A 25,855-nucleotide genomic window follows, 5' to 3' on the forward strand; every position below is an offset into this window, starting at 1 on the left:
CGATGACCGACCTCTCGACCCCAGAGACCCTCCACGAGGGCACCCACGAGACCTCCCGGGTGCTGCCGCTGCCCGCGCACCTCGCGCTCGGCGCGACGGTGGCCGGCGGCGTGCTGGCCGCCGCGTCCGCGGCGATGTCCTGGACCTGGACGGCGGACTTCCCCGGCGACCTGACCTTCTACGGCTCCCCGGCCGGCCTGCAGTGGCTGGCGCTGGCCGGCGGCCTGCTGACCGCGCTGCTGGCACTGGCGGCCCGCGGGCTGAAGGGCCTGCGCTGGCTGAGCCCGTCCGGCGGCCACAACGGCGTGCTGTTCGCCGCGCTCGGCACCTTCGCGGTGTGCTGGTACGCGGTGGTGGCGATCGCCGTCGAGCTGAACGGCCTGGTCAACCTCGACCCGGGCGGCTGGCTGGCCGCCGTCGGCTCGCTGCTCGCCGTGGTCGGTGCGCTCGGCCTGCCGCTGGACCGCCGCCGCACCGTCCGCCACCGCGAGCTGCACTGGGGCCTGTACGTGGTACTGGGCGTCTCGGCGCTGCTCCGGGTCGGCTTCGGCCAGGGCTGGGCGCTGGACGCGGTGCCGCCGGGCGTCCGCCCGCTGTTCTCCGAGAACCTGTGGTTCTTCGTCGCGCTGCCCGCCGCGATCGCGGCCTTCCGGCTCTGGCGGCTGCTGGACGGCCGGCTGCGGCTGGGCCGGATCGAGCGCCCGCTGCCGGCCGCCCGGAGGCTGCCCGGCTGGGCGGAGATCCTGGTGGTGACCGCGGTGTTCGCGGTCGGCCTGGGCGTGGTCGAGTTCGGCGTCTCCACCGAGTACGGCGAGCTGTTCGTCGGCTTCCTGCTGCTGGCCGCGTTCGCCACCGCGGCGCTGCTGGCCTCCGGCGCGGTCGGCCGGCTGCGCGAACTGACCGCGCGGCACCGGGCGGTGACCACCGGCGCGGCCTTCGCGGCGGCGGGCGCGTTCCCGTTCACCCAGAACAGCGAGACGTACGTGCTGATCGGCACGAACATCCTGATCTTCGCGACGGTGGCGCTCGGCCTGAACGTGGTGGTCGGCCTGGCCGGCCTGCTGGACCTCGGCTACGTGGCCTTCCTCGGGGTCGGCGCGTACGCGGCGGCGCTGGTGTCGGGCTCGCAGTTCTCGGTGTTCAGCGGCGTGCACCTGCCGTTCCCGGTCGCGGTGCTGATCGGCGCGCTGGCGGCGCTGGTGTTCGGCGTGGTGATCGGCGCGCCGACGCTGCGGCTGCGCGGCGACTACCTGGCGATCGTGACGCTGGGCTTCGGCGAGATCTTCCGGATCGCGATGAACAACCTGGACGGCCGCTCCGGCCCGAGCCTGACCAACGGCCCGAACGGCATCGCGGCGATCCCGGACGTCAACCTGTTCGGCTTCGACTTCGGCCAGGCGCACGACTTCGGGGCGCTGCACCTCGGCAAGAACGGCAACTACCTGCTGCTGATGCTGGTCGCCACCGCGGTCGTGGTGACGGTGTTCGGCCGGGTCGCCAACTCCCGGATCGGCCGGGCCTGGGTGGCGATCAGGGAGGACGAGACGGCGGCCGAGGCGATGGGCATCAACGGCTTCCGGGTGAAGCTGATCGCCTTCGCGCTGGGCGCGACGCTGGCCGGCCTGGCGGGCGCGGTGCAGGCGCACGTGTCGGGCGCGGTCTCGCCCGACCAGTACCTGTTCAGCAGCCCGACGCCGCCCAACTCGGCGTTCCTGCTGGCCGCGGTGATCCTCGGCGGCATGGGCACCATCAGCGGCCCGCTGGTGGGCGCGGCGCTGCTGTTCCTGATCCCGGCGAAGCTGGAGTTCCTGCAGTCCTACCAGCTGCTGGCGTTCGGCGTGGCGCTGATCCTGCTGATGCGCTTCCGCCCGGAGGGCCTGATCCCCAACCGGCGGCAGCAGTTGGAGTACCACGAGGCGCACCTGCCCGCGCAGGCCGCCCCGATCGACGACGTACCGACCAAGGCTGGGGCGTGAGCACCGTGACCACCGACACCGCTCCCGCCCCCGGCCCGGCCCCCGCGCCGGCCGCCCCGCCCGTGCTGGAAGCCTCCGGCGTGGTGATGCGCTTCGGCGGCCTGACCGCCGTCGGCGGCGTCGACCTGACGGTCCGGCAGGGCGAGATCGTCGGCCTGATCGGCCCGAACGGGGCCGGCAAGACGACCTTCTTCAACTGCCTGACCGGGCTGTACGTGCCGACCGAGGGCACCGTGGCCTACAAGGGCCGGGTGCTGCCGCCGAAGCCGCACCTGGTGACCCAGGCCGGCATCGCCCGGACCTTCCAGAACATCCGGCTGTTCGCCAACATGACGGCGCTGGAGAACGTCCTGGTCGGCCGGCACACCCGCACCAGGGAGGGACTGTTCTCGGCGATCCTGCGCGGCCCGGGCTACCGGCGGGCCGAGGCGGAGAGCCGGGAGCGGGCCCGCGAACTGCTGGAGTTCTGCGGCCTCGGCGCCAAGGCCGACCACCTGGCCCGGAACCTGCCGTACGGCGAGCAGCGCAAGCTGGAGATCGCCCGGGCACTGGCGTCCGAACCCGGCCTGCTGCTGCTGGACGAGCCGACCGCGGGCATGAACCCGCAGGAGACCCGGGCCGCCGAGGAGCTGGTCTTCGCGATCCGGGACCTGGGGATCGCGGTGCTGGTGATCGAGCACGACATGAAGTTCATCTTCAACCTGTGCGACCGCACCGCGGTGCTGGTGCAGGGCCGGAAGATCGTCGAGGGCGACCGGGAGACCGTCCAGAACGACGAACGGGTGGTCACCGCCTACCTGGGCGCCCCGCTCGAAGGAACCACCGCAGCTCAGGAGGACGGCCAGTGACCGCTCTGCTGGAGGTCGAGGACCTCCGTGTCGCCTACGGCAAGATCGAGGCCGTCAAGGGCATCTCGTTCACCGTCGACCAGGGCGAGGTCACCACCCTGATCGGCACCAACGGCGCCGGCAAGACCACCACCCTGCGCACCCTGTCCGGGCTGCTCCGGCCGACCTCCGGCAAGGTGCTGTTCGACGGGCAGGCGATCGACACGGTGCCCGCGCACCGGATCGTCGCGCTCGGCCTGGCCCACTCGCCCGAGGGCCGGCACATCTTCCCCCGGATGACCATCGAGGAGAACCTGCTGCTGGGCGCGTTCCTGCGACGCGACTCGGCGGGCATCGCCGAGGACGTCGAACGGGCCTGCACGCTGTTCCCGATCCTCGCGGAGCGGCGCAGGCAGGCCGCGGGCACCCTCTCCGGCGGCGAGCAGCAGATGCTGGCGATGGGGCGGGCCCTGATGTCCCGGCCCAAACTGCTGATGCTGGACGAGCCGTCGATGGGCCTGTCGCCGCTGATGATGCAGAAGATCATGGCGACCATCGTCGAACTGAAGGCCGCCGGCACCACCATCCTGCTGGTGGAGCAGAACGCCCAGGCGGCGCTCTCGCTCTCGGACCGGGCGTACGTGATGACCACCGGCCGGATCACGCTCTCCGGCACCGGCGCCGAGCTGCTGCACGACGAGTCGGTCCGCCGGCAGTACCTCGGCGAGGACTGACCCGGGCCGGCCCGCGCCGGTGCCCCCGTCCCCGGTGGGGAGGACGGGGGCACCGGCGCGTGCGCGAGCGCGGGCGGCGGGGGCTCAGCCCTCGGCCGTCTCGGCCTTCTTGCGGTCCTGGGCGGCGCCCTCCTCGATCACGGCCTCGGCGACGGCGGCCATCGTCATCCGGCGGTCCATCGAGGTCTTCTGGATCCAGCGGAACGCGGCGGGCTCGTTCAGACCGAACTTGGTCTGCAGGACGCTCTTCGCCCGGTCGACCAGCTTGCGGGTCTCCAGCCGCTGCGAGAGGTCCGCGATCTCCTGCTCCAGGGTGCGCATCTCGGTGTAGCGGGAGACCGCCATCTCGATCGCCGGCACCAGGTCGCTCTTGCTGAACGGCTTGACGATGTACGCCATCGCGCCGGCGTCACGGGCCCGGTCGACCAGCTCGCGCTGCGAGAACGCGGTCAGCATCAGCACCGGGGCGAGGTGCTGCTCGTGGATCCGCTCGGCGGCCGAGAGGCCGTCCAGCACGGGCATCTTGACGTCCAGGATGGCCAGGTCGGGCTTGAGCTCCTCGACCAGCCTGACCGCCGTCTCGCCGTCACCGGCCTCACCGACGACGGTGTAGCCCTCCTCCTCCAGCATCTCCTTCAGGTCGAGGCGGATCAGCGCCTCGTCCTCGGCGATGACGATTCGGGTGATCTGGGGCGAGTCGGTGTCAAGCGGCTGGGGCTGCTCGTCGGGGGTGCTCACGGGGCTCCTCGGTCCGGCGGGGTGCTGCATGCATGAGCCTACTCAGCTGCGACCGGGAGCGCGCACAGGGTATCCTTCTCCCACCCAGCCTCGCCGGGTTGGTGGAACGGCATACACGGATGTCTCAAACACATCTGCCCGAGAGGGCTTGCGGGTTCGAATCCCGCACCCGGCACCCACGATCGCCTTTCGGTCGAACCGCACGACCGCCCACGGCTCACCTCTTGGAGTGAAGCCCGGCGGCCCCGCCCCTCGCGGGCCTCCCACCGGGCAAGCTGCCCCCATGGTGGAGCGATCGATCCGAGACCAGGCGACCCACCTGCTGCGCCAGGGCGTCTCGAACGCCGACGTCGCCCGGAGGCTGGGCGTGCCGAGCGGCACGGTCGCGTGGTGGAAACACCGCGACCTCGCCGGACGGGGCATGCTCCCCGGCCGGAAACGGTCGACCTGCCCCCGCTGCTTCGGCGATCCCCTCGACGGCCCCGCCTACTGCTACCTCCTCGGCCTCTACCTCGGGGACGGCCACATCACGCACCCCGCGCGGCACCGCAGCCCGGCCCTCTCGATCACCTGCGACGACAAGTGGCCCGGGGTGGCGGACTCCGTCGAGCGGGCCATGCGCCTCCGTCGAGCGGGCCATGCGCGTGGTGCTGCCCCACAACCGGCCGTGCCGGGTCCGCCGTACCGGCTGCCACGACGTCAAGGTCTACTCGACCCACCTGGTCTGCCACTTCCCCCAGCACGGTCCCGGGAAGAAGCACGAGCGCCCCATCGTCCTCGAACCCTGGCAGCGGGAACTGACCGACCGCCACCCCTGGGAGCTGCTGCGCGGGCTGATCCACTCCGACGGCTGCCGGATCACCAACCGGGCGACCCGGACGGTGCGCGGCGAGGTCCGGCGCCACGCATACCCGCGGTACCTCTTCACCAGCACCTCGCCCGACATCGTGCGGCTGTTCACCGGCACCCTTGATGCCGTCGGCGTGCCGTGGAAATCGAACCGGCGGGCGTCCGGAGCGGTGAACGTCTCGATCGCCCGCCGGGCCGCCGTGGAACTCCTGGACGCGCACGTCGGCCCGAAGGACTGACGGTGCGGGCGCCGACCGGGGCCGTCGCGCTGCCCGGCGCCCTCGCTCACCCCGCCAGCAGCGTGAGCACCGCCGGGTCGTCCGGCTGCTGGGCGTCCGCCGCTTCCAGGGTGTAGGTGCCGGCGGTGTCGCCGTAGAAGTCGAACCAGGCGGCCAGGCTGACGGCGTCCGGGCGGTCGGGGTAGGCGGCGGTGCTGATCGGGACGGTGGGGGCGAGGCGGCGGCCGTCGGGGAGGGTGAGGCGCAGCAGCAGGTGGTCGGCGGTGGTGTCGGCGGGGGCGTCGAAGAGGAGTTCGACGGTGTGCTGGCCGGGTTTGGGGGCGCGCAGCGGGCGGGGGCTGAACGGGGTGGTGCCGAGCAGGACGACGGGGGCGGCGGTGGGGCTGCCGGTGCAGTCGTCGCGCAGTCGGGCGTCGGCCAGGGCCAGCCGGAACCGTCCGGTGGCGAGGTGGTCGGCGGACGGGCGGAGCGGGGTGGGGCGCAGGTCGACGGCGTTCTGGCCGCTGTGCTCGCCGATCGGGATGACGGCGCGGGCGGCGCCGGGCGCGGTGAGCACCAGCGCGAGCCGGTCGGGGTCGAGCGGCTGGCCGGGGGTGCCGACGTCCTGCACGGTGGCGGTCAGTGAGGCCCGGCCGAACGGTGGCGGGTTGACCTCCAGCGGGCCGCTGACGGCGACGCCGTCCGCTTCCAGGGCGACCTTGGGCAGTGCGGCGGCGACCGGTACCGGCGACTCGACGCCGACGTCCAGGACGAGTTGGGCCTCGGTCCGGCCGTCCGTCCCGACGGTGGTGGTGACCCGGGTGAGCCGGTAGGAGCTGCCGCCCCACCAGGCGGTCCGGTCCAGGGCCACGGCGCGCACGGCGGGGGTCATCGGGCTGGGTGAGGCGGCCGTCCGCAGGGTGTCCGCCCCGTAGGGGGTGCAGCCGGCGGCGAGCAGCGCCGCGACGCAGGACACCACGGCAGTGCGGCGGCGTATCAAGCTGCTTCTTCCCCCCGATCACGGCGCGGGCGCGACCCCGGGCACCCGCCCGGGTCATGCTACCGACAACCTCCCGGGGGCCGGGGCATCCGCCCGACAGGTTGCCGGGGCTCGGGCCGCCGCCCTGACAGGTCGTCAAACGGCGGCGGGGTCCGCCCCCGTCCGGGTGCGGACCCCGCCGGTGGCGCGGAGCTCAGTTGTCGAGTTCGCCGATGTGGTGGACCCGCACCAGGTTGGTGGAGCCGGCCAGGCCGGGCGGGGAGCCGGCGGTGATGATCACGATGTCGCCGCGCTTGCAGCGGCCGAGGCTGAGCAGGGCGGAGTCGACCTGGGCGACGAGTTCGTCGGTGGTGGTGACGAACGGGCCGAGGAAGGTCTCCACGCCCCAGGTGAGGGCCAACTGGCTGCGGACGGCGGGCTCGTAGGTGAAGGCGAGGACCGGGATCGGGGAGCGGTAGCGGGTCAGCCGGCGGGCGGTGTCGCCGCTCTGGGTGAACGCGATCAGGTACTTGGCGTCCAGGAAGTCGCCGATCTCGGCGGCGGCCCGGGCCACCGCGCCGCCCTGGGTGCGGGGCTTGCTGTTGGCGGTGAGTTCGGGCAGGCCGCCGGCGAGGATCTCCTCCTCGGCGGCCTCGACGATCCGGGCCATGGTCTTGACGGTCTCGACCGGGTACTTGCCGACCGAGGTCTCGCCGGAGAGCATCACCGCGTCGGTGCCGTCCAGCACCGCGTTGGCGACGTCGGACGCCTCGGCCCGGGTGGGCCGGGAGGCGTTGATCATCGAGTCCAGCATCTGGGTCGCGACGATCACCGGCTTGGCGTTGCGCTTGGCCAGCTTGACCGCCCGCTTCTGGACGATCGGCACCTGCTCCAGCGGGAGTTCGACGCCCAGGTCGCCGCGGGCGACCATGATGCCGTCGAAGGCGTCCACGATGGACTCCAGGTTCTCCACCGCCTGCGGCTTCTCGATCTTGGCGATGACCGGGATCCGCCGGCCCTCCTCGGCCATGATCCGGTGCACCTCCTCGACGTCCTTCCCGCTGCGCACGAACGACAGCGCGATGATGTCGGCACCGGTCCGCAGGGCCCAGCGCAGGTCTTCGACGTCCTTGTCGGAGAGCGCGGGCACCGAGACGGCGACGCCGGGGAGGTTGAGGCCCTTGTGGTCGGAGACGAGGCCGCCCTCGATCACGATGCAGTGCACCCGGGGGCCCTCGACGTGGGTGACCTCCAGGCAGACCCGGCCGTCGTCGACCAGGATCCGCTCGCCGCGCGAGACGTCCGCGGCCAGGCCCTTGTACGTGGTGCCGCAGATCTCCCGGTCGCCCGGGACGTCGTCGACGGTGATGGTGAACTCGTCCCCGCGCTCCAGCAGGACGGGCCCGTCGGCGAAGGTGGCGAGGCGGATCTTGGGGCCCTGGAGGTCGGCCAGCACACCGACGCTGCGGCCGGTCTCGTCCGCGGCCTTGCGGACGCGGTGGTAGCGGTCCTCGTGCTCCGCGTGGGAGCCGTGGCTGAGGTTCAGGCGGGCGATGTCCATGCCGGCGTCGACCAGGGCCTTGATCTGGTCGTACGAATCCGCGGCGGGCCCGAGAGTACAAACGATTTTTGCTCGGCGCATACAGCAGAGCCTAGGCATTACCGGGTCGTAACAGCGCGGTTCCGGCCAGTCCCACCATGGCAGTTGGCGAAAGATTCGGTGAACGACCCCCGCGCGCACGGCGGGTGGCGGACGGGGTGAGCGACCGGCCCTCGCGTTGACGCACGCGCGTGCGGGCCGGGAGCGGCGGCGTCACGCGCGGGTCACCGGCTCCTCACCTGTTGGACGGCGTTTGGGGCTGGCCCCGGCGGCCCGGAACCGGCAGACTGCCACTCGCTTCTCTACGCGCGTCACCCCGGGTGGCGGGGCGTCATCCGCCCTGCCCCGGAGGCCCGCTGACCGCCCGGCCCGACTTGGAGTCCCCGATGTCCCTGAACCGCCGTGACTTCGTCACCCGCTCCGCCGCCACCGCGGCCGGGGCCGCCCTGGCCGGCGGCCTGACCGCCGCCGCGGCCACCCCCGCCGCCGCCGCGGACCTCGACCGGGACGACGCCCGCGGCCGGGGCCCCGTCCCGTTCAAGGCCACCTTCACCGTGATGGGCACCACCGACCTGCACGGCCACGTCCTCAACTGGGAGTACTTCACCGACTCCGAGTACGACGACAAGGCGCACAACGACGTCGGCCTGGCCAAGATCTCCACCCTGGTCGAGCAGGTCCGGCAGGAGAAGGGCCGCGGCCGGACCCTGCTGATCGACGCCGGCGACACCATCCAGGGCACCCAGCTCTCGTACTACTTCGCCCGGGTCGAGCCGATCACCGGCAAGAAGGCGCCGCGCCACCCGATGGCCGCCGCGATGAACGCCATCGGCTACGACGCCGCCGCGCTCGGCAACCACGAGTTCAACTACGGCATCCCGCTGCTGCGCGCCTACCAGGACCAGCTGGACTTCCCGCTGCTGGGCGCCAACGCGGTGCACGTCAAGAGCGAGAAGCCGGCCTTCCCGCCGTACGTCATCCGCGAGCTGCGGCTCGGCCACGGCCGCCCGATCCGGGTCGGCGTCCTCGGCCTGACCAACCCCGGCATCGCGATCTGGGACAAGGCCAACGTGCAGGGCCAGCTGGCCTTCCCCGGCATCCCGGAGATCGCCGCGAAGTGGGTCCCGAAGGTCCGCGCGGCCGGCGCCGACGTGGTCGTGATCACCGCGCACACCGGCGTGGACGGCGGCTCCTCCTGGGGCGACCAGCTCCCGTACGCGGAGAACGCGGGCGCCGAGATCGCCGCGACCGTCCCCGGCGTCGACGCGATCCTGGTCGGCCACGCCCACAAGGAGATCCCGCAGCGGATCGTGGTCAACCAGCAGACCGGCCGGAACGTCGTGCTCTCCGAACCCGCGCTCTGGGGCGAGCGGCTGACCTGCTTCGACTTCGAGGTCGAGTACGCCCGCGGCCAGTGGACCGTCACCGGCGTCAGCGCGCGGCTGCTGAACTCCAACACCGTCGCCGAGGACCCGAAGATCGTCAAGCTGGTCGCCGACCAGCACAAGAAGGTCGTCGCCTACGTCAACCAGGTCATCGGCAGCTGCAAGGAGAGCCTCTCCATCGCCGACGCCCGGTTCAAGGACACCCCGATCATCGACCTGATCGGCAAGGTCCAGGCCGACGCCGTCCGGGACGCGCTGGCCGGCGGCCCGTACGCGGGCCTGCCGGTGCTGGCCCAGGCCGCGCCGTTCAACCGCACCGCGGTCATCCCGGCCGGCGAGGTCAAGCTGCGCGACGCGGCCGGCCTCTACATCTACGAGAACACCCTGGAGGCCCGGATCCTGACCGGCGCCCAGCTCAAGGACTACCTGGAGTACTCCGCCAAGTACTACGCCCGGCTCGCCCCCGGCGACGTGGTCAACCCGGACACCCTGACCAACCAGGCCAACAACACCCCCGACTACAACTACGACTCGATCTACGGCCTGTCGTACGACATCGACATCGCGCAGCCGGTCGGCAGCCGGATCACCAAGCTGTCGTACCAGGGCGCGCCGCTCGACCCGGCCGCCGAGTTCGTCCTCGCGGTCAACAACTACCGCGCCAGCGGCGGCGGCAACTTCCCGCACGTGGCGGCCGCCCGGCAGGTGTGGGCGAACTCCGACGAGATCCGCAACACCATGATCGCTTGGGTGAAGGCCAAGGGCGTCATCGACCCGGCCGACTTCTACGGCAAGAGCACCTGGCGCCTGGTCCGGGCCGGCGTCCCGGTCTTCTAGGCCGCGCACCAACGCGACCCACCGCGACGCCACCGCGACGCCCCAGGGCCGTCCGGGAGTCCGCTCCCGGACGGCCCTTCCGCGCGCCCGGGAACCGCTCCCGGCCCCGGCCCGTCCAACCCCCGCCCGAGCGACGGGCCACGAACCAGGGGGACGACGGGACATGCGCGCACGGAACACGGCACCGAGCACGGCACGGACGGCAGGCACCACCGCGCGGACGGCACTCGCCGCGCTCGGCGCGGCGCTGCTGCTCGCCGCCTGCGGGACGGGCCCGCACAGCACCCCGGTGCCGGGCGCCCCGGCCGGCCCCGCGCTGGTCACCGCCGGGCCCGAGGTCCGGCCCGCCACCGGGGCCGCCGCCGAGCAGGCCGCGCGGGTCGCCGCCGCCTGGCCCGGCTCGGCCGCCCGGCAGGCGTGGGAGCGCGGCTACTACCCGCTCGACGCGCCCGAGGAGTGGCTGCCCGCCGGGGCCTTCCACAGCGGCGCCGACAAGGCCGCCTACCTGGAGGGCCGGTTCGACCTGCGGGCCGCCCTGCCGGTGTCCGTCGCCGACACCGCCGAGGTCCGGTTCGCCGACGGCGGCAGCCTCGTCCTGCCGCAGCGCTCCGCCAAGGACGCGTACGACTGGCTGACCCGCGCCGCCGGCACCTGCCACGCGGACTGCGACGCCCGGCTGACCGTCACCGCCGTCCGGCCCGGCAGCGCCACCGTCACCACCAGCCGCGGCCGGGCCACCATCCCCACCTGGGAGTTCACCGTCACCGGCTACGACGAGCCGTTCCGCTACCCCGCCGTCCTCCCGCAGCAGCCGCCGGCCGCGCCCGACCCGTCCCCGACCTGGTCGGGCGACGGCCTGCCGGCCGTGCTGCGGCAGGTCTCCGCCGACGGGCTGGTGCTCACCGCGGGCGTCGCCTTCGGCTGCGCCACCGTCGACCCGGGCACCGTCTACGAGACCGACCAGGCGGTCGTCCTGATCGGCCGCGCCACCCCGCGCACCCTCGGCCCGAACCAGGTCTGCGACGCCTCGCTCACGATGGCCCCGGTCGAGTTCCGGCTGGCCCGGCCGCTCGGCACCCGCGTCGTCCTGGGCCTCGCCGACGGCCGCCCGCAAATCCCGGTGCCGACCGGCGGGTTCGCCAAGTAGCCTGCGGCTACCCTCGTTCCACCCGATCACCGGGAGTGCTCTTGCTCACCACCGACCGCCTCGTGCTGCGCCCCTGGGAGCCGGCCGACCGCGACCGCGCCTACGACATCTACTCCCGCTGGGAGGTCGCCCGCTGGCTCGGCAGCACCCCGCGCGCCCTCGCCGACCCGGCCGAGGCCGACGACCTGATCGCCCGCTTCCGGGGGCGCAGCTCCCCGGACGGCCGCCGCGGCGTCTGGGCCGCCGAGCTCCGCGACACCGGCGTCATCGCCGGGACGGTCATCCTGATCCCGATCCCGGACGGCGACGGCGAGGTCGAGGTCGGCTGGCACTTCCACCCGGACAGCTGGGGCCGCGGCTACGCCACCGAGGCCGCCCGCGCCGTCCTCGACCACGCGGCCCTCCCCGAGGTCCACGCGCTCACCCGCCCCGACAACACCCCGTCGCAGGCGGTCTGCCGCCGCCTCGGCATGACTCCCCTGGGCCGCACCGACCGCTGGTACGGCACCGAGCTGGAGGTCTTCCGGCTCACCCGCTGACCACCGGCCGGGGGCCGGGCCGGAACCCGCACCGGCCCGTCCCCCGGCCCCGCGCGGCGCGGCACCCCGGGGTGCGCCCTAGAACGGGAAGCGCGACCGCCCGTGCTGGATCGAGATCCACTTGACGGTGGTGAACGCGTCCAGGCTGGCGTCGCCGTTGAGCCGCCCGCCGCCGGAGCCCTTCTCGCCGCCGAACGGCACCAGCGGCTCGTCCGCGATCGTCCCGTCGTTGACGTGGATCATGCCGGTGTCGATCCGCTGCGCGAACCGCACGCCGCGCTCGACGTCCGCGGTGTGGACCGCGCCGGAGAGGCCGAACGGGGTGTCGTTGGCGATCCGGACGGCCTCCTCCTCGCCGTCGAAGGGGATCAGCAGCGCGACCGGCCCGAAGACCTCGCGGCGCAGGATCGGGTCCTCGGCCGGGATGTCGGTGAGGACGGTCGGGCGGACCAGGGTGCCGACGGTGGCGCCGTGCAGCAGGGCCCGGGCGCCGGCCGCCAGCACGCGGTCGACCTCGGCGGTGATGTGCTCGGCCTGGGCGGAGTTGATCAGCGGGCCGAGCTGGGTGGCGGGGTCGCCGGGGTCGCCGACGGAGAGCGAGGCGACCTTGGCGGTGAACTTCTCGCCGAACTCGGCGAACAGCGCCCGGTCGACCAGGATCCGGTTGGCGGCCATGCAGATCTGGCCCTGGTGGACGAAGCGGCTGGCGACGGCGGCGTCCACCGCGTAGTCGACGTCGGCGTCGTCGAGGACGACCAGCGCGCTGTTGCCGCCGAGTTCGAGGACGGTGCGCTTGAGGTGCGCGGCGGCGACGGCGGCGACGTGCCGGCCGACGGTGTCGGAGCCGGTGAAGGCGATCACCTTGGGCACCGGGTGCTCGATGAACGCGTCGCCGATCTCGGCGATGTCGGTGAGGACGACGTTCAGCAGGCCGGCGGGCAGCCCGGCCTCCTCGAAGATCCGGGCGATCAGGGTGCCGCCGGCCACCGGGGCGTCCTGGTGCGGCTTGAGGACGACGGCGTTGCCGAGGGCGAGCGCGGGGGCGACGGCCTTCAGCGAGAGGAAGACCGGGGCGTTGAACGGGCTGATCACGCCGACCACGCCGACCGGGAGGCGGTAGAGCCGGTTCTCCTTGCCGGGCACCGGCGAGGGCAGGATCCGGCCCTCGGCGCGCAGCGCGAGCGAACCGGCCTCCCGCAGCATGTCCTTGACCAGGGAGAGTTCGAAGCCGGACTTCATCAGGGTGCCGCCGAGCTCGACGGTCATCACCTGGAGGATCTCCGCCTCGCGCTCCTCGACCACCCGCAGCGCGCGCTCGAAGACCAGCCGCCGCTCGTACGGGCTGGCGGCGGCCCAGGCGGGCTGGGCGCGTTCGGCGGCGCGGTAGGCCAGGTCGACCTCCTCGACGGTGGCGACCGTGTAGGAGGCGAGCTTCTCCCCGCTGTAGGGATCGAGGTCGACGATGTCCCAGGAGCCGGTGCCCGGCCGCCACTGGCCGTCGATGTACTGCTGGGCGAGTTCCGCGATCAAGGACATCGGATCCCTTTCGGCGCTGACGATCACCTACTGACGGATCATCATCTTAGTTGCGCGCTAGGATTCGTGGAGGATCTCCGCCAGAAGGCCCCGGGTCTCCTCCTCGGAGAGCGCCGCCGCCGACACCCGCTCCAGCGCCGCCGCGTACTCGGCCACCTCGACCGGCTTGTCCAGGTACAGCGCGGTGGTGAACTGCTCGACGTAGACCACGTCCGCCAGGTCCGGCTCGGGGAAGCACAGCACGGTGAACGCCCCGCTGTCGGCGGCCAGCGCGCCCATCCCGAGCGGCAGCACCCGCAGGCTGATCGTCTCGCGCAGCGACAGCTCGGTCAGCCGGAGCAGCTGGCCGCGCATCACCTCGGGCCCGCCGCACGGGCGGCGCAGCGCCGTCTCGTCGACGATCAGCTCCAGCCGGGCGTCCGCGTCCTCGGCCAGGAAGCGCCGCTGCCGGCGCAGCCGCACCGCGGCCCGGCGCTCGATCTCCTCGGCGGGCGCGGCCGGGCTGCCGGCCCGCATCACCGCGTGCACGTACTCGGGGGTCTGCAGCAGGCCGGGCACGAACTGCACCTCGTAGCTGCGGACCAGGTCGGCCGCGTCCTCCAGGTTGAGGTACGTCTGGAACCAGCCGGGCACCACGTCACCGTAACCGTGCCACCAGGACGGGGCGTTGGTGCCGCCGACCAGGCCGAGCAGGGCCGACCTGGACTGCTCGTCGTCCACCCCGTAGAGGGTCAGCAGGTCGGCCACGTCACGCTGCTTGAAGCCGACCCGGCCGAGCTCCATCCGGCTGATCTTCGACTCGGACGCCCGGATCGAGTACCCGGCGTCCTCCCGGGTCACGCCGCGGGCCTCGCGCAGGCGCCGCAACTGGGCGCCCAACTGGATGCGACGCGCGGTCGCGCCGCTGCCCGTCTGCAGGCCCGTCATGCAAACCTCCGCCCCAGGTACGAACGCCAAGTGGACCCCGTGGGATGCAGTCTGCCACTGGGCGACGACACTCCGCGAGATCCTTCCGGTATTTGGCCAATCCGTTGTACTGGCCGGGGTTTCGCCGCCGTTCAGGACAGTCCCGGCCGGACGCTCCCGGCCGGACCGCCGCCCGGACGCCCGTCCGCCGGGCCGCCCGCTGCGGGCCGTCTCCCGCGCACGCCCCCGGGAACGACAACGACGCCTGCCCTTACCTGGTCGGGGAGTGGGCAGGCGTCGCGATGACCGGTTCCCGACGGCTCTGGCGGGGCGGTGTTTGTCGGCCGTACCCCCCTCACGGGGGGCTTGGGCGTTCTGGGGCGGTGGTCGGTCAGACCACCAGCGAGCGGTCGTTCGGCTTGATCGGGGCGGGGAGCGGGGTCTTGCCGCCCAGGTACCTGTCGACCGCGGAGGCGGCCGAACGGCCCTCCGCGATCGCCCAGACGATCAGCGACTGGCCGCGACCGGCGTCACCGCAAACGTACACCCCGTCGACGTTGGTGCCGAACTTGCCGTCGCGGGCGACGTTGCCGCGGGCGTCGAGGTCGACGCCGAGCTGCTCGACGAGGCCGTTCTTGACGTCGGTGCCGGTGAAGCCCATGGCGAGGGTGACGAGCTGGGCCGGGATGGCCTTCTCGCTGCCGGGGACGGGCTCGAACTTGCCGTCCTTGAACTCGACCTCGACCAGGTGCAGTTCCTGGACGTTGCCGTGCTCGTCGCCGGCGAAGTGGGTGGTGGAGACGGAGTAGATCCGCTCGCCGCCCTCCTCGTGGGCCGAGGTGACCTTGTAGGTCATCGGCATGGTCGGCCAGGGCTGGTTGGCCGGGCGGTCCTCGGACGGCCGCGGCATGATCTCCAGCTGGGTGACCGAGAGGGCGCCCTGGCGGTGCGCGGTGCCGACGCAGTCCGCGCCGGTGTCGCCGCCGCCGATGACGACGACGTGCTTGCCCTTGGCCGAGATCGGGGAGTCGACGTAGTCGCCCTCCTGGACCTTGTTGGCCAGCGGCAGGTACTCCATCGCCTGGTGGACGCCGTTCAGCTCGCGGCCGGGGACCGGCAGGTCGCGGGCGGTGGTGGCGCCGGCCGCGATCACGACCGCGTCGAAGCGCGAGCGCAGGTCCTGGCCGCTGATGTCGACGCCGGCCTCGACGCCGGTGCGGAAGCGGGTGCCCTCCGCGCGCATCTGCTCGATGCGGCGGTTGATGTGGCGCTTCTCCATCTTGAACTCGGGGATGCCGTAGCGCAGCAGGCCGCCGATCCGGTCGGCGCGCTCGTACACCACCACGGTGTGGCCGGCCCGGGTGAGCTGCTGGGCGGCGGCCAGGCCGGCCGGGCCGGAGCCCACCACGGCGACGGTCTTGCCGGACAGCCGCTCCGGGACCTGCGGGGTGACCCCGCCGCGGTCCCAGGCCTTGTCGATGATGGTGACCTCGACGTTCTTGATGGTCACCGCGTCCTGGTTGATGCCCAGGACGCACGCCGACTCGCACGGAGCCGGGCACAGACGGCCGGTGAACTCCGGGAAGTTGTTGGTGGCGTGCAGCCGCTCGATCGCGCCGGCCCAGTCGTCCCGGAAGGCGAGGTCGTTCCACTCGGGGATGAGGTTCCCGAGCGGGCAGCCGTTGTGGCAGAACGGGATGCCGCAGTCCATGCAGCGGCCGGCCTGCTTGGTGATGATCGGAAGGAGGCTGCGCTCGACGTAGACCTCGTTCCAGTCACGGAGCCGGACGTCCACCGGACGGCGCTCCGCCAGCTGCTTGGGCGTGGTCAGGAAGCCCTTGGGGTCAGCCATTTGCCGCCTCCATCATCTTGCGAGTGGTCTCCACCTCGGAGAGGCCATCGCGCTCAGCGGCGTCCTTGGCGGCGAGCACAGCCTTGTAGTCGGTGGGCATGATCTTGGAGAAGCGGGAGACCCCGCTGCCCCAGTCGGCCAGGAGCTCGGCGGCCACGGTGGAGCCGGTCTCCTCGTAGTGCTGCTGGACGGTCTCGCGCAGCCACTCGCGGTCGGCGGCGCCGGGGGCCTCGATGCCCACCATGCCGCTGTTGACGTTCGCGGGGCGGAGGTCGAGCACGTAGGCGATGCCGCCGGACATGCCCGCCGCCAGGTTGCGGCCGGTCTCGCCGAGGATGACCACCCGGCCGCCGGTCATGTACTCCAGGCCGTGGTCGCCCACGCCCTCGACCACCAGGGTGGCGCCGGAGTTGCGGACCGCGAAGCGCTCGCCGGCCTTGCCGCGCAGGTGCACGCGGCCGGAGGTGGCGCCGTAGCCGATGGTGTTGCCGGCGATGACGTGGCTCTGCGCGTCGGCGCCGATCGCGGCGGCGTCCCGGGCCGGACGGACCACGATCACGCCGCCGGAGAGGCCCTTGCCGACGTAGTCGTTGGCGTCGCCCTCCAGGCGCAGCGTGACGCCGTGCGGGACGAAGGCGCCGAAGGACTGGCCGGCCGAGCCGGTGAAGGTCACGTCGATGGTGCCCTCGGGCAGGCCCGCGCCGCGGTACTTCTTGGTCACCCGGTGGCCGAGCATGGTGCCGACGGTGCGGTTGACGTTGCGGATCGGCAGCTGGATCCGGACCGCCTCGCCGCGCTCCAGGGCGTCCTCGGCGAGCTCGATGAGCTGGTTGTCGAGGGCCTTGTCGAGCGCGTGGTCCTGGCCGGTGGTGTGGTGCAGGGCCGCGCCCTCGGGCAGCGCGGGGACGTGGAACAGCGGGGCCAGGTCGAGCCCGGCGGCCTTCCAGTGGTCGATCGCGGCCTGGGCGTTGATGTGCTCGGCGTGGCCGACGGCCTCCTCGATCGAGCGGAAGCCGAGCTCGGCGAGGATCTCGCGGACCTCCTCGGCGATGAACTCGAAGAAGTTGACCACGAACTCGGGCTTGCCGGTGAACCGGTCGCGCAGCACCGGGTTCTGGGTGGCGACGCCGACCGGGCAGGTGTCGAGGTGGCAGACCCGCATCATGATGCAGCCGGAGACCACCAGCGGGGCGGTCGCGAAGCCGAACTCCTCGGCGCCCAGCAGGGCGGCGATGACGACGTCGCGGCCGGTCTTCAGCTGGCCGTCGGTCTGCACGACGATGCGGTCGCGCAGGCCGTTGAGCAGCAGGGTCTGCTGGGTCTCGGCGAGGCCGAGCTCCCAGGGGCCGCCCGCGTGCTTGAGCGAGGTCAGCGGGGAGGCGCCGGTGCCGCCGTCGTGGCCGGAGATCAGCACCACGTCGGCGTGCGCCTTGGAGACGCCGGCCGCGACGGTGCCGACGCCGACCTCGGAGACCAGCTTCACGTGGACGCGGGCGTCCGGGTTGGCGTTCTTGAGGTCGTGGATCAGCTGAGCCAGGTCCTCGATGGAGTAGATGTCGTGGTGCGGCGGCGGGGAGATCAGGCCGACGCCCGGGGTCGAGTGCCGGGTCCTGGCCACCCACGGGTAGACCTTGTGGCCGGGCAGCTGGCCGCCCTCGCCGGGCTTGGCGCCCTGGGCCATCTTGATCTGGATGTCGTCGGCGTTGACCAGGTACTCGGAGGTGACGCCGAACCGGCCGGAGGCGACCTGCTTGATCGCCGAGCGGCGCTCCGGGTCGTACAGGCGCTCCGGGTCCTCGCCGCCCTCGCCGGTGTTCGACTTGGCGCCGAGCCGGTTCATCGCGATCGCGAGGGTCTCGTGCGCCTCCATCGAGATGGAGCCGTAGGACATCGCGCCGGTGGAGAACCGCTTGACGATCGCGGAGACCGGCTCGACCTCGTCGACGGAGATCGGGGCCCGGCCGAGGCCGTCCAGCTGGAACAGGCCGCGCAGCGTCATCAGGCGCTCGGACTGGGCGTTCACCCGGTCCGTGTACTGCTTGAAGATGTCGTAGCGCTTGGTGCGGGTCGAGTGCTGGAGGCGGAAGACCGTCTCCGGGTCGAACAGGTGCGGCTCGCCCTCGCGGCGCCACTGGTACTCGCCGCCGATCTCCAGCGCGCGGTGCGCGGCGGTGATGCCGGAGGCCGGGTACGCCTTGGCGTGGCGGGCGGCGGTCTCCTTGGCGATCTCGTCCAGGCCGATGCCGCCGAGCTTGGTGGTGGTGCCGGCGAAGTACGCGTCGACCAGGTCCTGGGAGAGGCCGATGGCCTCGAAGACCTGCGCGCCGCGGTAGGAGGCGACGGTGGAGATGCCCATCTTGGACATCACCTTCAGGACGCCCTTGCCGAGCGCCTTGATCAGGTTCTTGATCGCCTTCTCGGCCTCGATGTTCTGGACGAACACGCCCTGCTGGACGAGGTCCTCGACCGACTCCATGGCCAGGTACGGGTTGACCGCGCCGGCGCCGTAGCCGACCAGCAGCGCGACGTGGTGCACCTCGCGGACGTCGCCGGCCTCGACCAGCAGCGACACCTGGGTGCGCTGCTTGGTGCGGATCAGGTGGTGGTGGATCGCCGAGGTGAGCAGCAGCGACGGGATCGGCGCGTGCTCGGCGTCCGAGTGCCGGTCGGAGAGCACGACGATGCGGGCGCCGTCGGCGATCGCGGCGTCGGCCTCGGCGGCGATCTCGGCGAGCCGGGCCGCGAGGCCCTGGCCGCCGGCCGCGACCTTGTACAGGCCGGAGAGCGTGACGGCCTTCAGGCCGGGCAGGTCGCCGTCCGCGTTGACGTGGACGAGCTTGGCCAGCTCGTCGTTGTCGATCACCGGGAAGGTGATGCCGACCGAGCGGCAGTGCGACGGGGAGGCGTCCAGCAGGTTGCCCTCGGGGCCGAGGTTGCTGTGCAGCGAGGTGACCAGCTCTTCGCGGATCGCGTCCAGCGGCGGGTTGGTGACCTGGGCGAACAGCTGGGTGAAGTAGTCGAACAGCAGGCGCGGCTTCTCGCTGAGCGCGGCGATCGGCGAGTCGGTGCCCATCGAGCCGAGCGCCTCGCCGCCGGTCTTGGCCATCGGCGCGAGGATGACCCGCAGCTCCTCCTCGGTGTAGCCGAAGGTCTGCTGGCGGCGGGTGACGGAGGCGTGGGTGTGGGCGATGTGCTCGCGCTCGGGGAGCTTGGCGAGCTGGATCTGCCCGGCGGCGACCCACTCCTCGTAGGGGTGCTCGGCGGCGAGGGCGGACTTGATCTCCTCGTCCTCGACGATGCGGTGCTCGGCGGTGTCGATCAGGAACATCCGGCCGGGCTGCAGGCGGCCCTTCTTGACGACCTTCTCCTGGTCGATGTCGAGCACGCCGACCTCGGAGGAGAGCACGACCAGGCCGTCCTCGGTGATCCAGTACCGGGCCGGGCGCAGGCCGTTGCGGTCGAGGACCGCGCCGATCTGGGTGCCGTCGGTGAAGGTGACGCAGGCCGGGCCGTCCCAGGGCTCCATCAGGTTGGAGTGGTACTGGTAGAACGCGCGGCGGGCCGGGTCCATGGTGGCGTGGTTCTCCCACGCCTCCGGGATCATCATCAGCACCGAGTGCGGCAGCGAGCGGCCGCCGAGGTGGAGCAGCTCCAGGACCTCGTCGAAGGACGCCGAGTCGGAGTGGTCCGGGGTGCAGATCGGGAAGATCCGGCCCAGGTCGCCGGGGATCAGGCCGGTGGCGAGCTGGGACTCCCGGGCGGTCATCCAGTTCCGGTTGCCCTTGACCGTGTTGATCTCGCCGTTGTGCGCGACGAAGCGGTACGGGTGGGCGAGCGGCCAGGACGGGAAGGTGTTGGTGGAGAAGCGCGAGTGCACCAGGCCGATCGCGGAGGCGTAGAGCCGGTCCGACAGGTCGGGGAAGAAGGGCTCCAGCTGGCCGGTGGTCAGCATGCCCTTGTAGACCAGGGTGCGGGCGGAGAGCGAGGGGAAGTACACCCCGGCCTCGCGCTCGGCGCGCTTGCGCAGCACGAAGGAGACCCGGTCCAGCGCGATGCCGGTGCGGTCGGCGTGGCTCACGAAGATCTGCCGGAAGCGCGGCATGACGGAGCGGGCGGTGGCGCCCAGCAGGTCCGGGGTGACCGGGACGTCGCGCCAACCGAGGACGGTCAGGCCCTCCTCGGCCGCGATGACCTCGATCCGGGCGGCCGCGGCGGCGGCCTCCTCGTCGGCGGCCGGCAGGAAGGCGATGCCGACCGCGTAGGCGCCGGCGGCCGGCAGCTCGAAGTCGGTGTTGGCGCGCAGGAACGCGTCCGGGACCTGGGTCAGGATGCCCGCGCCGTCACCGGAGTCCGGCTCGGCGCCGGTGGCGCCGCGGTGCTCCAGGTTGCGCAGGACGGTCAGCGCCTGCTCGACGATCTTGTGGTCGGCGATGCCGGTCAGCGTGGCCACGAAGCCGACGCCGCACGCGTCGTGCTCGTTGCGCGGGTCGTAGAGACCCTGGGCCTGGGGACGCGCGTCCGGAACGAGGGCGTAGGGGCCGGTGGCCTTGGCGTCCTCGTGGCCGGAGTGCATGGATGCAGACAGCATCGGCTCTCCCGTCGTCGTAAACAGTTGCTTCATGCAAAGGGACGACGTTGGCCCTGATGCGATTTGTCGGTGCAGGTTACATGATGCCGCCTGGCCCGGGAAGTGGATTACTGCGTCCACATCCCGGACTGATCCCCAGGTCAGGGGGCGGATGGGGGGAAGGCGCAGCGTCGCGCGTCCCCTCCAGTGTGCCCCCTGCCGAAGGGCGTGAAACAGGGGCGAAACGCCCCCGGCACACCCGCGGGAGGAGTCCCACCTGGGATTCTTCGAAGTCGACGCCGCCCCCGGTTGGGATTCTGGGGGTCGACAGCCGGATGTCGAGACTAGGGCAAGGCGCAGGCTCGGGCCCATGTGCGGAACATCACGCGCTCCATGGCATAACTATACAGAGGTCTGGATTTTCGTACAAGGCCGTCCGGGTGGCGGTCAGCCGATCGCCCCGCCGATCAGGCGTCCCAGCAGGTAGGTGACGCCCGCCGCCGCGCCGCCCAGCAGCAGCTGCCGCAGGCCGGAGTACCACCAGCTGCGCGCGGTCACCCGGGCCACCACCGCGCCGCAGCCGAACAGGCCGAGCACCGCCAGCAGCGCGGCCGGCCAGAGCGCGGTCGCGCCCAGCAGGTAGGGCAGCACCGGCAGCAGCGCGCCGAGCGCGAAGCAGCCGAACGAGGAGACCGCGGCGACCAGCGGCGAGGGCAGGTCGTCCGGGTCGACGCCGAGCTCCTCGCGGGCGTGCACGGCCAGCGTGGTCTCCGGGTCGGCCGACAGCTGCCGGGCCACCTCGTACGCCAGCTCCGGGTCGACGCCCTTGGCCACGTACAGCTGGGCCAGCTCGGCCAGCTCGCCCTGCGGGTTGCGGCGCAGCTCGATCCGCTCGGCCTCCAGCTCGGCCTCGACCAGCTCGCGCTGGGAGGCCACCGAGGTGTACTCGCCGGCCGCCATCGAGAAGGCGCCCGCGGCCAGGCCGGCCAGGCCGGTCAGCACCACGGTGCTCGGCCCGGCGGCGCCGCCGACCACACCGGTCATCAGCGCGAAGTTCGACACCAGGCCGTCCATCGCGCCGAACACGGCCGGGCGCAGCCAGCCGCCGTTGACGTCCCGGTGGTGGTCGGCGTCGGGTATCCGCGGCTGCGGGCTGTCGGTCTGCGGCTCTGCGGTGACGGTGCTCATGCGGCGGCTCCCCTTCCGGGCACGGCGGATCCCCCCGGGCCGGGCGTCGGCCGGGCTCCCGGTGCCCCTCGAACGTAGCCGTTTGACCTGCGAGTTTCCAGCAAAGTAAGCCTGCCCAAAGGCAGTTGGGGCCGCCTCCGCCGGTCTCGGCGGTGGCGGCCCCGGCGGGGTCAACTCGCTTGCTCAGGAAGGCTTTTCGGTCTCCTTGCCGAGCTTCGCGGGCGGGTCGGACGGGGTGGTGGCGGCATCGGGGGCGTCGGCGTCGGCGGCCTCGGTGGTGGCGGCGTCGGCGGCGTCGGCGGCCTCGGCCCGCTCCTTGGTCGCCTGCGGGTCGATCGCGTCCGGGTCCTCGCGGCCGGGGCGGAGCTTGGCGGAGAGCACGAAGGCGGTGATCGCGCCGACGAACACCAGGATCGCGGTCCAGTCGTTCAGGCGCAGGCCGAAGAAGCGGTGCGCCTCGTCGATCCGCAGCCACTCGGTCCAGAACCGGCCGAGCGTGTAGGCCGCCACGTACAGCCAGAAGGCGCGGCCGTGGCCGAGGCGGAAGCGCCGGTCGGCCCAGATCACCAGGACGGCGACCAGCACGCACCAGAGCGACTCGTACAGGAAGGTCGGGTGGTAGACGCCCTGGACGACGGTGCCGTCCGGGAGGGCCTTGTCGATCTCCAGGCCCCAGGGCAGGGTGGTCGGGCGGCCGTACAGCTCCTGGTTGAACCAGTTGCCCCAGCGGCCGCAGGCCTGGGCCAGCGCGATGCCGGGGGCGATCGCGTCGGCGTAGGCGGGCAGCGGGACGCCGCGGCGGCGGGCGCCGATCCAGGCGCCGACCGCGCCGAAGGCGATGGCGCCCCAGATGCCGAGGCCGCCCTGCCAGATCTTCAGCGCGTCGATCGGGTGCTTGCCCTCGCCGAAGTACAGCTGGTTGTCGGTGATGACGTGGTACAGCCGGCCGCCGACCAGGCCGAACGGCACCGCCCAGACCGCGATGTCGCCGACCGTGTGCCGACCGCCGCCGCGGGCGACCCAGCGCTTGCTGCCGAGCCACACGGCCACGACGACACCGATGATGATGCAAAAGGCGTAGGCGCGCAGCGGGATGGGTCCCAGGTTGAGGACGCCCCGCGACGGGCTCGGAATGTATGCGAGATCCATGGCACTGTCGACGCTACCGTGTCCCACCGGCCGCACCGGCACCGGAGCGGGTCACGGTAGCGTCACGCGGGCCCGCCGGGTCAGGGCGAGGGCGGGTTGTTCGACTCGCCGGCGGTGGAGCTGGGCGCCGGGCTCTGCCCGTGGGAGCCGGGGGTGCCGAGCTGCTTGCCCTGGTTGGCCGCGTCCACCCACTTGACCAGGTTCTCCGGGCTGATCTGCTCGTCGCCCTTCTTCGGGTAGATCGGCTCGCCGTTCAGCAGCACCGTCGGGGTCGACTTGTAGCTGGACTTGTCGAAGTCCTGCTGCACCGCGGAGACCCAGCCGGAGAACGTGCCGCCGTTGACGCAGCCCTGGAACTGCGGGGTGTCCAGCCCGGGGACCTGCTTGGCCAGGTCGATCAGGGTCTGCTTGCTGCCGAAGGAGTCCTCGGTCTCCTCCGGCTGGTTGCGGTACATCACGTCGTGGTAGTCGCGGAAGTGCCCGGCGTCCTGCGCGCAGCCCAGCGCGTTGGCGCCGTACTTGGAGCCGTTGCCGCCCAGCGAGCGGTCGATGAACGAGACGATGTGGTAGTTGACGTAGACCTTGCCGGCGTCCTCCAGCTGGTCGATGGTCGGCGAGAAGCTGCGCTCGAAGCTGCCGCAGGCCGGGCAGCGCGGGTCCTCGTAGACGGTCAGGGTGGACGGGGCGTCGGCGGCGCCGACCGGGATGACCAGGTTCTTGTCGCCGATGGTGCCGGCCGGGGCGGCGGTCGGGGTCTCCGGCTTGGAGCGCTGGTTCTGCACCACCACGCCCACCACCACGGCGGCCGCGATCACCGCGACCACCACGCCGCCGACCGCCAGCTTCTTGTTCCGCCGCGCCTTGGCCTCCTCGGCGGCCCGGGCCTCCTGCATCTTGTCCCGGGCGTTGCGCTTGCCTTCTCGGTTCTTCTCGCTCATGGGGTGCTCTTGCCAGTCCAGGGGTCGGATCGTCGGATCGTCGGATCGGGTACGGGTGCGGCGGCGGCTCCCGGCGCGGGTACGGGCTTCAGGCGGCCAGCCAGGCGTCCACCGAGAGCTTCGTCCGGGGCCGGTAGACCAGCCAGGCCGACAGCAGCAGGAACCCGGAGTCGCGCAGGATCTCCTGGAGGTACTCGGTCTGCGACTCGTCCACCGCGCCGCCGCCGCCGAAGCAGCCGCAGTCGATCGAGATGCCGCGCGCCCACGCGGAGGAGATGCCGGCGATGAAGACCAGCAGCAGCACGCCGGAGACGATCGCCACGATCCTGGTCCCGAGGCCGAGCACCAGCAGCAGCGCCAGCGCCAGCTCCAGGAACGGCAGGCCCCAGCCGACCGGCTTCACCAGCGATTCGGGCAGGATCTCGTAGGCCCGCACCGCCTGCGCCGCCTCCGCCGGGTCGGAGACCTTCGCCAGGCCCGCCCAGCCCCACACCAGCGCCAGGCCGAGCCGCACCGCGAGGCCGAACCACTCGGCCGCCGCGCCGTCCACCGCCCGGCGCCAGCCGGACGGCCGTCCGCCGTCGGCCTGTTGACCGGCCATCAAGTCCCCCTCGGGCACGCTCCACCGTTTCCTGCCTGATGAACCGTAGGGGATGGTGGGTGGTTCCTCCACATTGGCGAATTAAGCCGTATGAGCGACATTAAACGGTCATACGTCCGATTTACCGGATCATCGGCCCGGAGCGTCGCAGCCCGCCGCCGGCTGCTGGCAGAACACCGCCCGCTCCGCCCCCCGGCGCGCCAACTCCCGTTCCACCCCGCCGCTTCCGGCCAGCGCGGCGGCCAGCGCCACCCCCGCCGCCAGCGCCCGCAGCAGCACCGCCCTGTGCACCCGCGCCATCCGGAAACCCTCTCGCCGACGAACCGACGGAGGGTTCAACGGACCCGACCGGGAGCGGAGTACCCGCCTCCGCCGGTTTTTCACCCTGCCGGAGTAGGCGCCCCGCCGGAAACGCCGGAGGGCCGTCCGGGGAGCGGAACCCGCTCCCCGGACGGCCCTCGGTCCGTACCGCCGGCCGCTACTTGCGGCGGACGCCCTCCGCCAGCTCGGCCGCGAGCGCCCGGACGGCGGCCAGGCCGGCCGCCGGCTCGTCGGCCTCCAGCAGGCGCTTGACGAACGCCGAGCCGACGATCACGCCGTCCGCGAAGCCGGCCACCTCGGCGGCCTGGTCGGCGTCGGAGACGCCCAGGCCGACGCAGACCGGCAGCGAGGTGGTGGCGCGGGTGCGGGCCACCAGGTCCTCGGCCAGGTTGCCGACCGCGGCGCGGGTGCCGGTGACGCCCATCACGGCCGCCGCGTAGACGAAGCCGGAGCCCGCCGCGGTGACCTCGGCCAGCCGGTGGTCGGTCGAGGACGGGGCGACCACGAACACGGTGTCCAGACCGTGCTCCTCGGCGGCCTTGCGCCACTCCACCGACTCCTCGTACGGCAGGTCGGGCAGGATGCAGCCCGCGCCGCCGGCCGCCGCCAGGTCGGCGGCGAACCGGGCCACCCCGTAGCGGTCGACCGGGTTCCAGTACGTCATCACCAGGACCGGGACGGCCGGGTGGGCCGCCGCCACCTCGGCGACGGTGGCCAGCACGTCCTTGATCTTCACGCCGCCGCGCAGCGCGATGTCGTCCGCGGTCTGGATGACCGCGCCGTCCAGCACCGGGTCGGAGTGCGGCAGGCCGACCTCGACCACGTCGCAGCCGCCCTCGATCAGGGCCTTGATCGCGGCGGTGCCGCCGTCCACGGTCGGGAAGCCGGCCGGCAGGTAGCCGATCAGGGCCGCCCGGCCCGCCGCCTTGGTGGCGGCCAGGGTGGTGGTGAGCTTGGTGTCGGCCATG

At 72.6% G+C, this 25,855-nt stretch carries 19 protein-coding genes, 1 tRNA gene and 1 pseudogene; 8 read left to right on the forward strand and 13 right to left on the reverse strand.

Going from position 1 to position 25,855, the window contains the following annotated elements; translation table 11 throughout:
• The first annotated feature begins 2 nt into the window (after nucleotides 1-2).
• Genes KSE_RS39840 through KSE_RS09985 form a run of 3 tightly spaced genes read left to right on the forward strand, consistent with a single transcriptional unit; the run spans nucleotide 3 to nucleotide 3,537 of the window.
• Nucleotides 3-1,976: a branched-chain amino acid ABC transporter permease gene (locus KSE_RS39840; RefSeq protein ID WP_033258196.1), complete on the forward strand. Its 1,974-nt coding sequence runs from the start codon at nucleotides 3-5 to the stop codon at nucleotides 1,974-1,976.
• A complete protein-coding gene (locus KSE_RS09980) occupies nucleotides 1,973-2,824 on the forward strand; it encodes an ABC transporter ATP-binding protein (RefSeq protein ID WP_014135172.1) in 852 nt (283 codons plus the stop codon). Before KSE_RS39840 ends, KSE_RS09980 begins: the two co-directional genes overlap by 4 nt.
• Nucleotides 2,821-3,537 carry an ABC transporter ATP-binding protein gene (locus tag KSE_RS09985; protein ID WP_014135173.1) on the forward strand — a complete coding sequence of 239 codons (717 nt, stop codon included), beginning with the start codon at nucleotides 2,821-2,823 and terminating at the stop codon, nucleotides 3,535-3,537. Before KSE_RS09980 ends, KSE_RS09985 begins: the two co-directional genes overlap by 4 nt.
• 84 nt (nucleotides 3,538-3,621) lie before the next feature.
• Here the strand turns inward: KSE_RS09985 and KSE_RS09990 are convergent, their stop codons facing one another.
• Nucleotides 3,622-4,305 carry an ANTAR domain-containing response regulator gene (locus tag KSE_RS09990; RefSeq protein WP_081539365.1) on the reverse strand — a complete coding sequence of 228 codons (684 nt, stop codon included), beginning with the start codon at nucleotides 4,303-4,305 and terminating at the stop codon, nucleotides 3,622-3,624.
• A gap of 62 nt (nucleotides 4,306-4,367) precedes the next feature.
• On the opposite strand from KSE_RS09990, the gene KSE_RS09995 reads away from it, so the two are divergent.
• Both KSE_RS09995 and KSE_RS10000 read left to right on the forward strand, forming a co-directional pair.
• Nucleotides 4,368-4,450 (forward strand) — tRNA-Leu (locus tag KSE_RS09995).
• Nucleotides 4,451-4,558: 108 nt separating this feature from the next.
• A pseudogene (locus KSE_RS10000) lies at nucleotides 4,559-5,363 on the forward strand (helix-turn-helix domain-containing protein).
• A 46-nt stretch (nucleotides 5,364-5,409) separates the two neighbouring features.
• Here the strand turns inward: KSE_RS10000 and KSE_RS10005 are convergent.
• Nucleotides 5,410-6,342 (reverse strand): hypothetical protein, encoded by a 933-nt coding sequence (locus tag KSE_RS10005; protein WP_148283080.1) that lies wholly within the window; start codon nucleotides 6,340-6,342, stop codon nucleotides 5,410-5,412.
• Nucleotides 6,343-6,535: 193 nt separating this feature from the next.
• The gene (gene pyk / locus KSE_RS10010; RefSeq protein ID WP_014135177.1) at nucleotides 6,536-7,963 is read right to left on the reverse strand and encodes a pyruvate kinase; all 1,428 of its coding nucleotides are present in this window, start codon (nucleotides 7,961-7,963) and stop codon (nucleotides 6,536-6,538) included.
• Nucleotides 7,964-8,307: 344 nt separating this feature from the next.
• On the opposite strand from pyk, the gene KSE_RS10015 reads away from it, so the two are divergent.
• From KSE_RS10015 to KSE_RS10025, 3 genes are all read left to right on the forward strand, one after another.
• Entirely contained in the window at nucleotides 8,308-10,143 is a 1,836-nt protein-coding gene (locus KSE_RS10015; RefSeq protein ID WP_014135178.1) for a bifunctional metallophosphatase/5'-nucleotidase, read from the forward strand.
• Between the two features lie 163 nt (nucleotides 10,144-10,306).
• Nucleotides 10,307-11,290 carry a hypothetical protein gene (locus KSE_RS38295; RefSeq protein ID WP_014135179.1) on the forward strand — a complete coding sequence of 328 codons (984 nt, stop codon included), beginning with the start codon at nucleotides 10,307-10,309 and terminating at the stop codon, nucleotides 11,288-11,290.
• 35 nt (nucleotides 11,291-11,325) lie between these two features.
• Entirely contained in the window at nucleotides 11,326-11,829 is a 504-nt protein-coding gene (locus KSE_RS10025) for a GNAT family N-acetyltransferase (RefSeq protein ID WP_014135180.1), read from the forward strand.
• A 78-nt stretch (nucleotides 11,830-11,907) separates the two neighbouring features.
• Here KSE_RS10025 and KSE_RS10030 read toward each other — a convergent pair whose 3' ends face one another.
• The 10 genes from KSE_RS10030 to trpA all read right to left on the reverse strand — a co-directional run bounded on the left by KSE_RS10030 (nucleotide 11,908) and on the right by trpA (nucleotide 25,854).
• Nucleotides 11,908-13,365: an aldehyde dehydrogenase family protein gene (locus KSE_RS10030; protein WP_014135181.1), complete on the reverse strand. Its 1,458-nt coding sequence runs from the start codon at nucleotides 13,363-13,365 to the stop codon at nucleotides 11,908-11,910.
• A gap of 57 nt (nucleotides 13,366-13,422) precedes the next feature.
• Entirely contained in the window at nucleotides 13,423-14,292 is an 870-nt protein-coding gene (locus KSE_RS10035) for a helix-turn-helix domain-containing protein (RefSeq protein WP_014135182.1), read from the reverse strand.
• A 370-nt stretch (nucleotides 14,293-14,662) separates the two neighbouring features.
• On the reverse strand, nucleotides 14,663-16,123 hold the full coding sequence (locus KSE_RS10040) for a glutamate synthase subunit beta (RefSeq protein WP_014135183.1): 1,461 nt from the start codon (nucleotides 16,121-16,123) through the stop codon (nucleotides 14,663-14,665).
• Nucleotides 16,116-20,696 carry a glutamate synthase large subunit gene (gltB, locus tag KSE_RS10045; RefSeq protein WP_014135184.1) on the reverse strand — a complete coding sequence of 1,527 codons (4,581 nt, stop codon included), beginning with the start codon at nucleotides 20,694-20,696 and terminating at the stop codon, nucleotides 16,116-16,118. Before gltB ends, KSE_RS10040 begins: the two co-directional genes overlap by 8 nt.
• A gap of 441 nt (nucleotides 20,697-21,137) precedes the next feature.
• The gene (locus KSE_RS10050) at nucleotides 21,138-21,878 is read right to left on the reverse strand and encodes a VIT1/CCC1 transporter family protein (protein ID WP_014135185.1); all 741 of its coding nucleotides are present in this window, start codon (nucleotides 21,876-21,878) and stop codon (nucleotides 21,138-21,140) included.
• 183 nt (nucleotides 21,879-22,061) lie between these two features.
• Nucleotides 22,062-23,027, reverse strand: a complete 966-nt coding sequence (lgt, locus tag KSE_RS10055; protein WP_014135186.1) for a prolipoprotein diacylglyceryl transferase — start codon at nucleotides 23,025-23,027, stop codon at nucleotides 22,062-22,064.
• 80 nt (nucleotides 23,028-23,107) lie between these two features.
• On the reverse strand, nucleotides 23,108-23,965 hold the full coding sequence (locus KSE_RS10060) for a DsbA family protein (RefSeq protein WP_014135187.1): 858 nt from the start codon (nucleotides 23,963-23,965) through the stop codon (nucleotides 23,108-23,110).
• Between the two features lie 88 nt (nucleotides 23,966-24,053).
• Entirely contained in the window at nucleotides 24,054-24,566 is a 513-nt protein-coding gene (locus tag KSE_RS10065; protein ID WP_014135188.1) for a MauE/DoxX family redox-associated membrane protein, read from the reverse strand.
• A gap of 129 nt (nucleotides 24,567-24,695) precedes the next feature.
• Nucleotides 24,696-24,866, reverse strand: coding sequence for a hypothetical protein (locus tag KSE_RS42760; RefSeq protein WP_157850054.1), 171 nt, complete (start codon nucleotides 24,864-24,866; stop codon nucleotides 24,696-24,698).
• 178 nt (nucleotides 24,867-25,044) lie between these two features.
• The gene (gene trpA / locus KSE_RS10070; RefSeq protein WP_014135190.1) at nucleotides 25,045-25,854 is read right to left on the reverse strand and encodes a tryptophan synthase subunit alpha; all 810 of its coding nucleotides are present in this window, start codon (nucleotides 25,852-25,854) and stop codon (nucleotides 25,045-25,047) included.
• Nucleotide 25,855 lies beyond the last annotated feature (1 nt).

It is taken from the genome of Kitasatospora setae KM-6054, assembly GCF_000269985.1.
Classification (GTDB): domain Bacteria; phylum Actinomycetota; class Actinomycetes; order Streptomycetales; family Streptomycetaceae; genus Kitasatospora; species Kitasatospora setae.

Bases quoted from the DNA above. Each gene is read 5' to 3' on its own strand.
- KSE_RS39840 (WP_033258196.1), top strand. From the start codon at position 3: ATGACCGACCTCTCGACCCCAGAGACCCTCCACGAGGGCACCCACGAG.
- KSE_RS09990 (WP_081539365.1), bottom strand. From the start codon at position 4,305: ATGCAGCACCCCGCCGGACCGAGGAGCCCCGTGAGCACCCCCGACGAG.
- pyk (WP_014135177.1), bottom strand. From the start codon at position 7,963: ATGCGCCGAGCAAAAATCGTTTGTACTCTCGGGCCCGCCGCGGATTCG.
- KSE_RS10015 (WP_014135178.1), top strand. From the start codon at position 8,308: ATGTCCCTGAACCGCCGTGACTTCGTCACCCGCTCCGCCGCCACCGCG.
- KSE_RS38295 (WP_014135179.1), top strand. From the start codon at position 10,307: ATGCGCGCACGGAACACGGCACCGAGCACGGCACGGACGGCAGGCACC.
- KSE_RS10030 (WP_014135181.1), bottom strand. From the start codon at position 13,365: ATGTCCTTGATCGCGGAACTCGCCCAGCAGTACATCGACGGCCAGTGG.
- KSE_RS10035 (WP_014135182.1), bottom strand. From the start codon at position 14,292: ATGACGGGCCTGCAGACGGGCAGCGGCGCGACCGCGCGTCGCATCCAG.
- KSE_RS10040 (WP_014135183.1), bottom strand. From the start codon at position 16,123: ATGGCTGACCCCAAGGGCTTCCTGACCACGCCCAAGCAGCTGGCGGAG.
- gltB (WP_014135184.1), bottom strand. From the start codon at position 20,696: ATGCACTCCGGCCACGAGGACGCCAAGGCCACCGGCCCCTACGCCCTC.
- KSE_RS10050 (WP_014135185.1), bottom strand. From the start codon at position 21,878: ATGAGCACCGTCACCGCAGAGCCGCAGACCGACAGCCCGCAGCCGCGG.
- lgt (WP_014135186.1), bottom strand. From the start codon at position 23,027: ATGGATCTCGCATACATTCCGAGCCCGTCGCGGGGCGTCCTCAACCTG.
- KSE_RS10060 (WP_014135187.1), bottom strand. From the start codon at position 23,965: ATGAGCGAGAAGAACCGAGAAGGCAAGCGCAACGCCCGGGACAAGATG.
- KSE_RS10065 (WP_014135188.1), bottom strand. From the start codon at position 24,566: ATGGCCGGTCAACAGGCCGACGGCGGACGGCCGTCCGGCTGGCGCCGG.
- KSE_RS42760 (WP_157850054.1), bottom strand. From the start codon at position 24,866: ATGGCGCGGGTGCACAGGGCGGTGCTGCTGCGGGCGCTGGCGGCGGGG.
- trpA (WP_014135190.1), bottom strand. From the start codon at position 25,854: ATGGCCGACACCAAGCTCACCACCACCCTGGCCGCCACCAAGGCGGCG.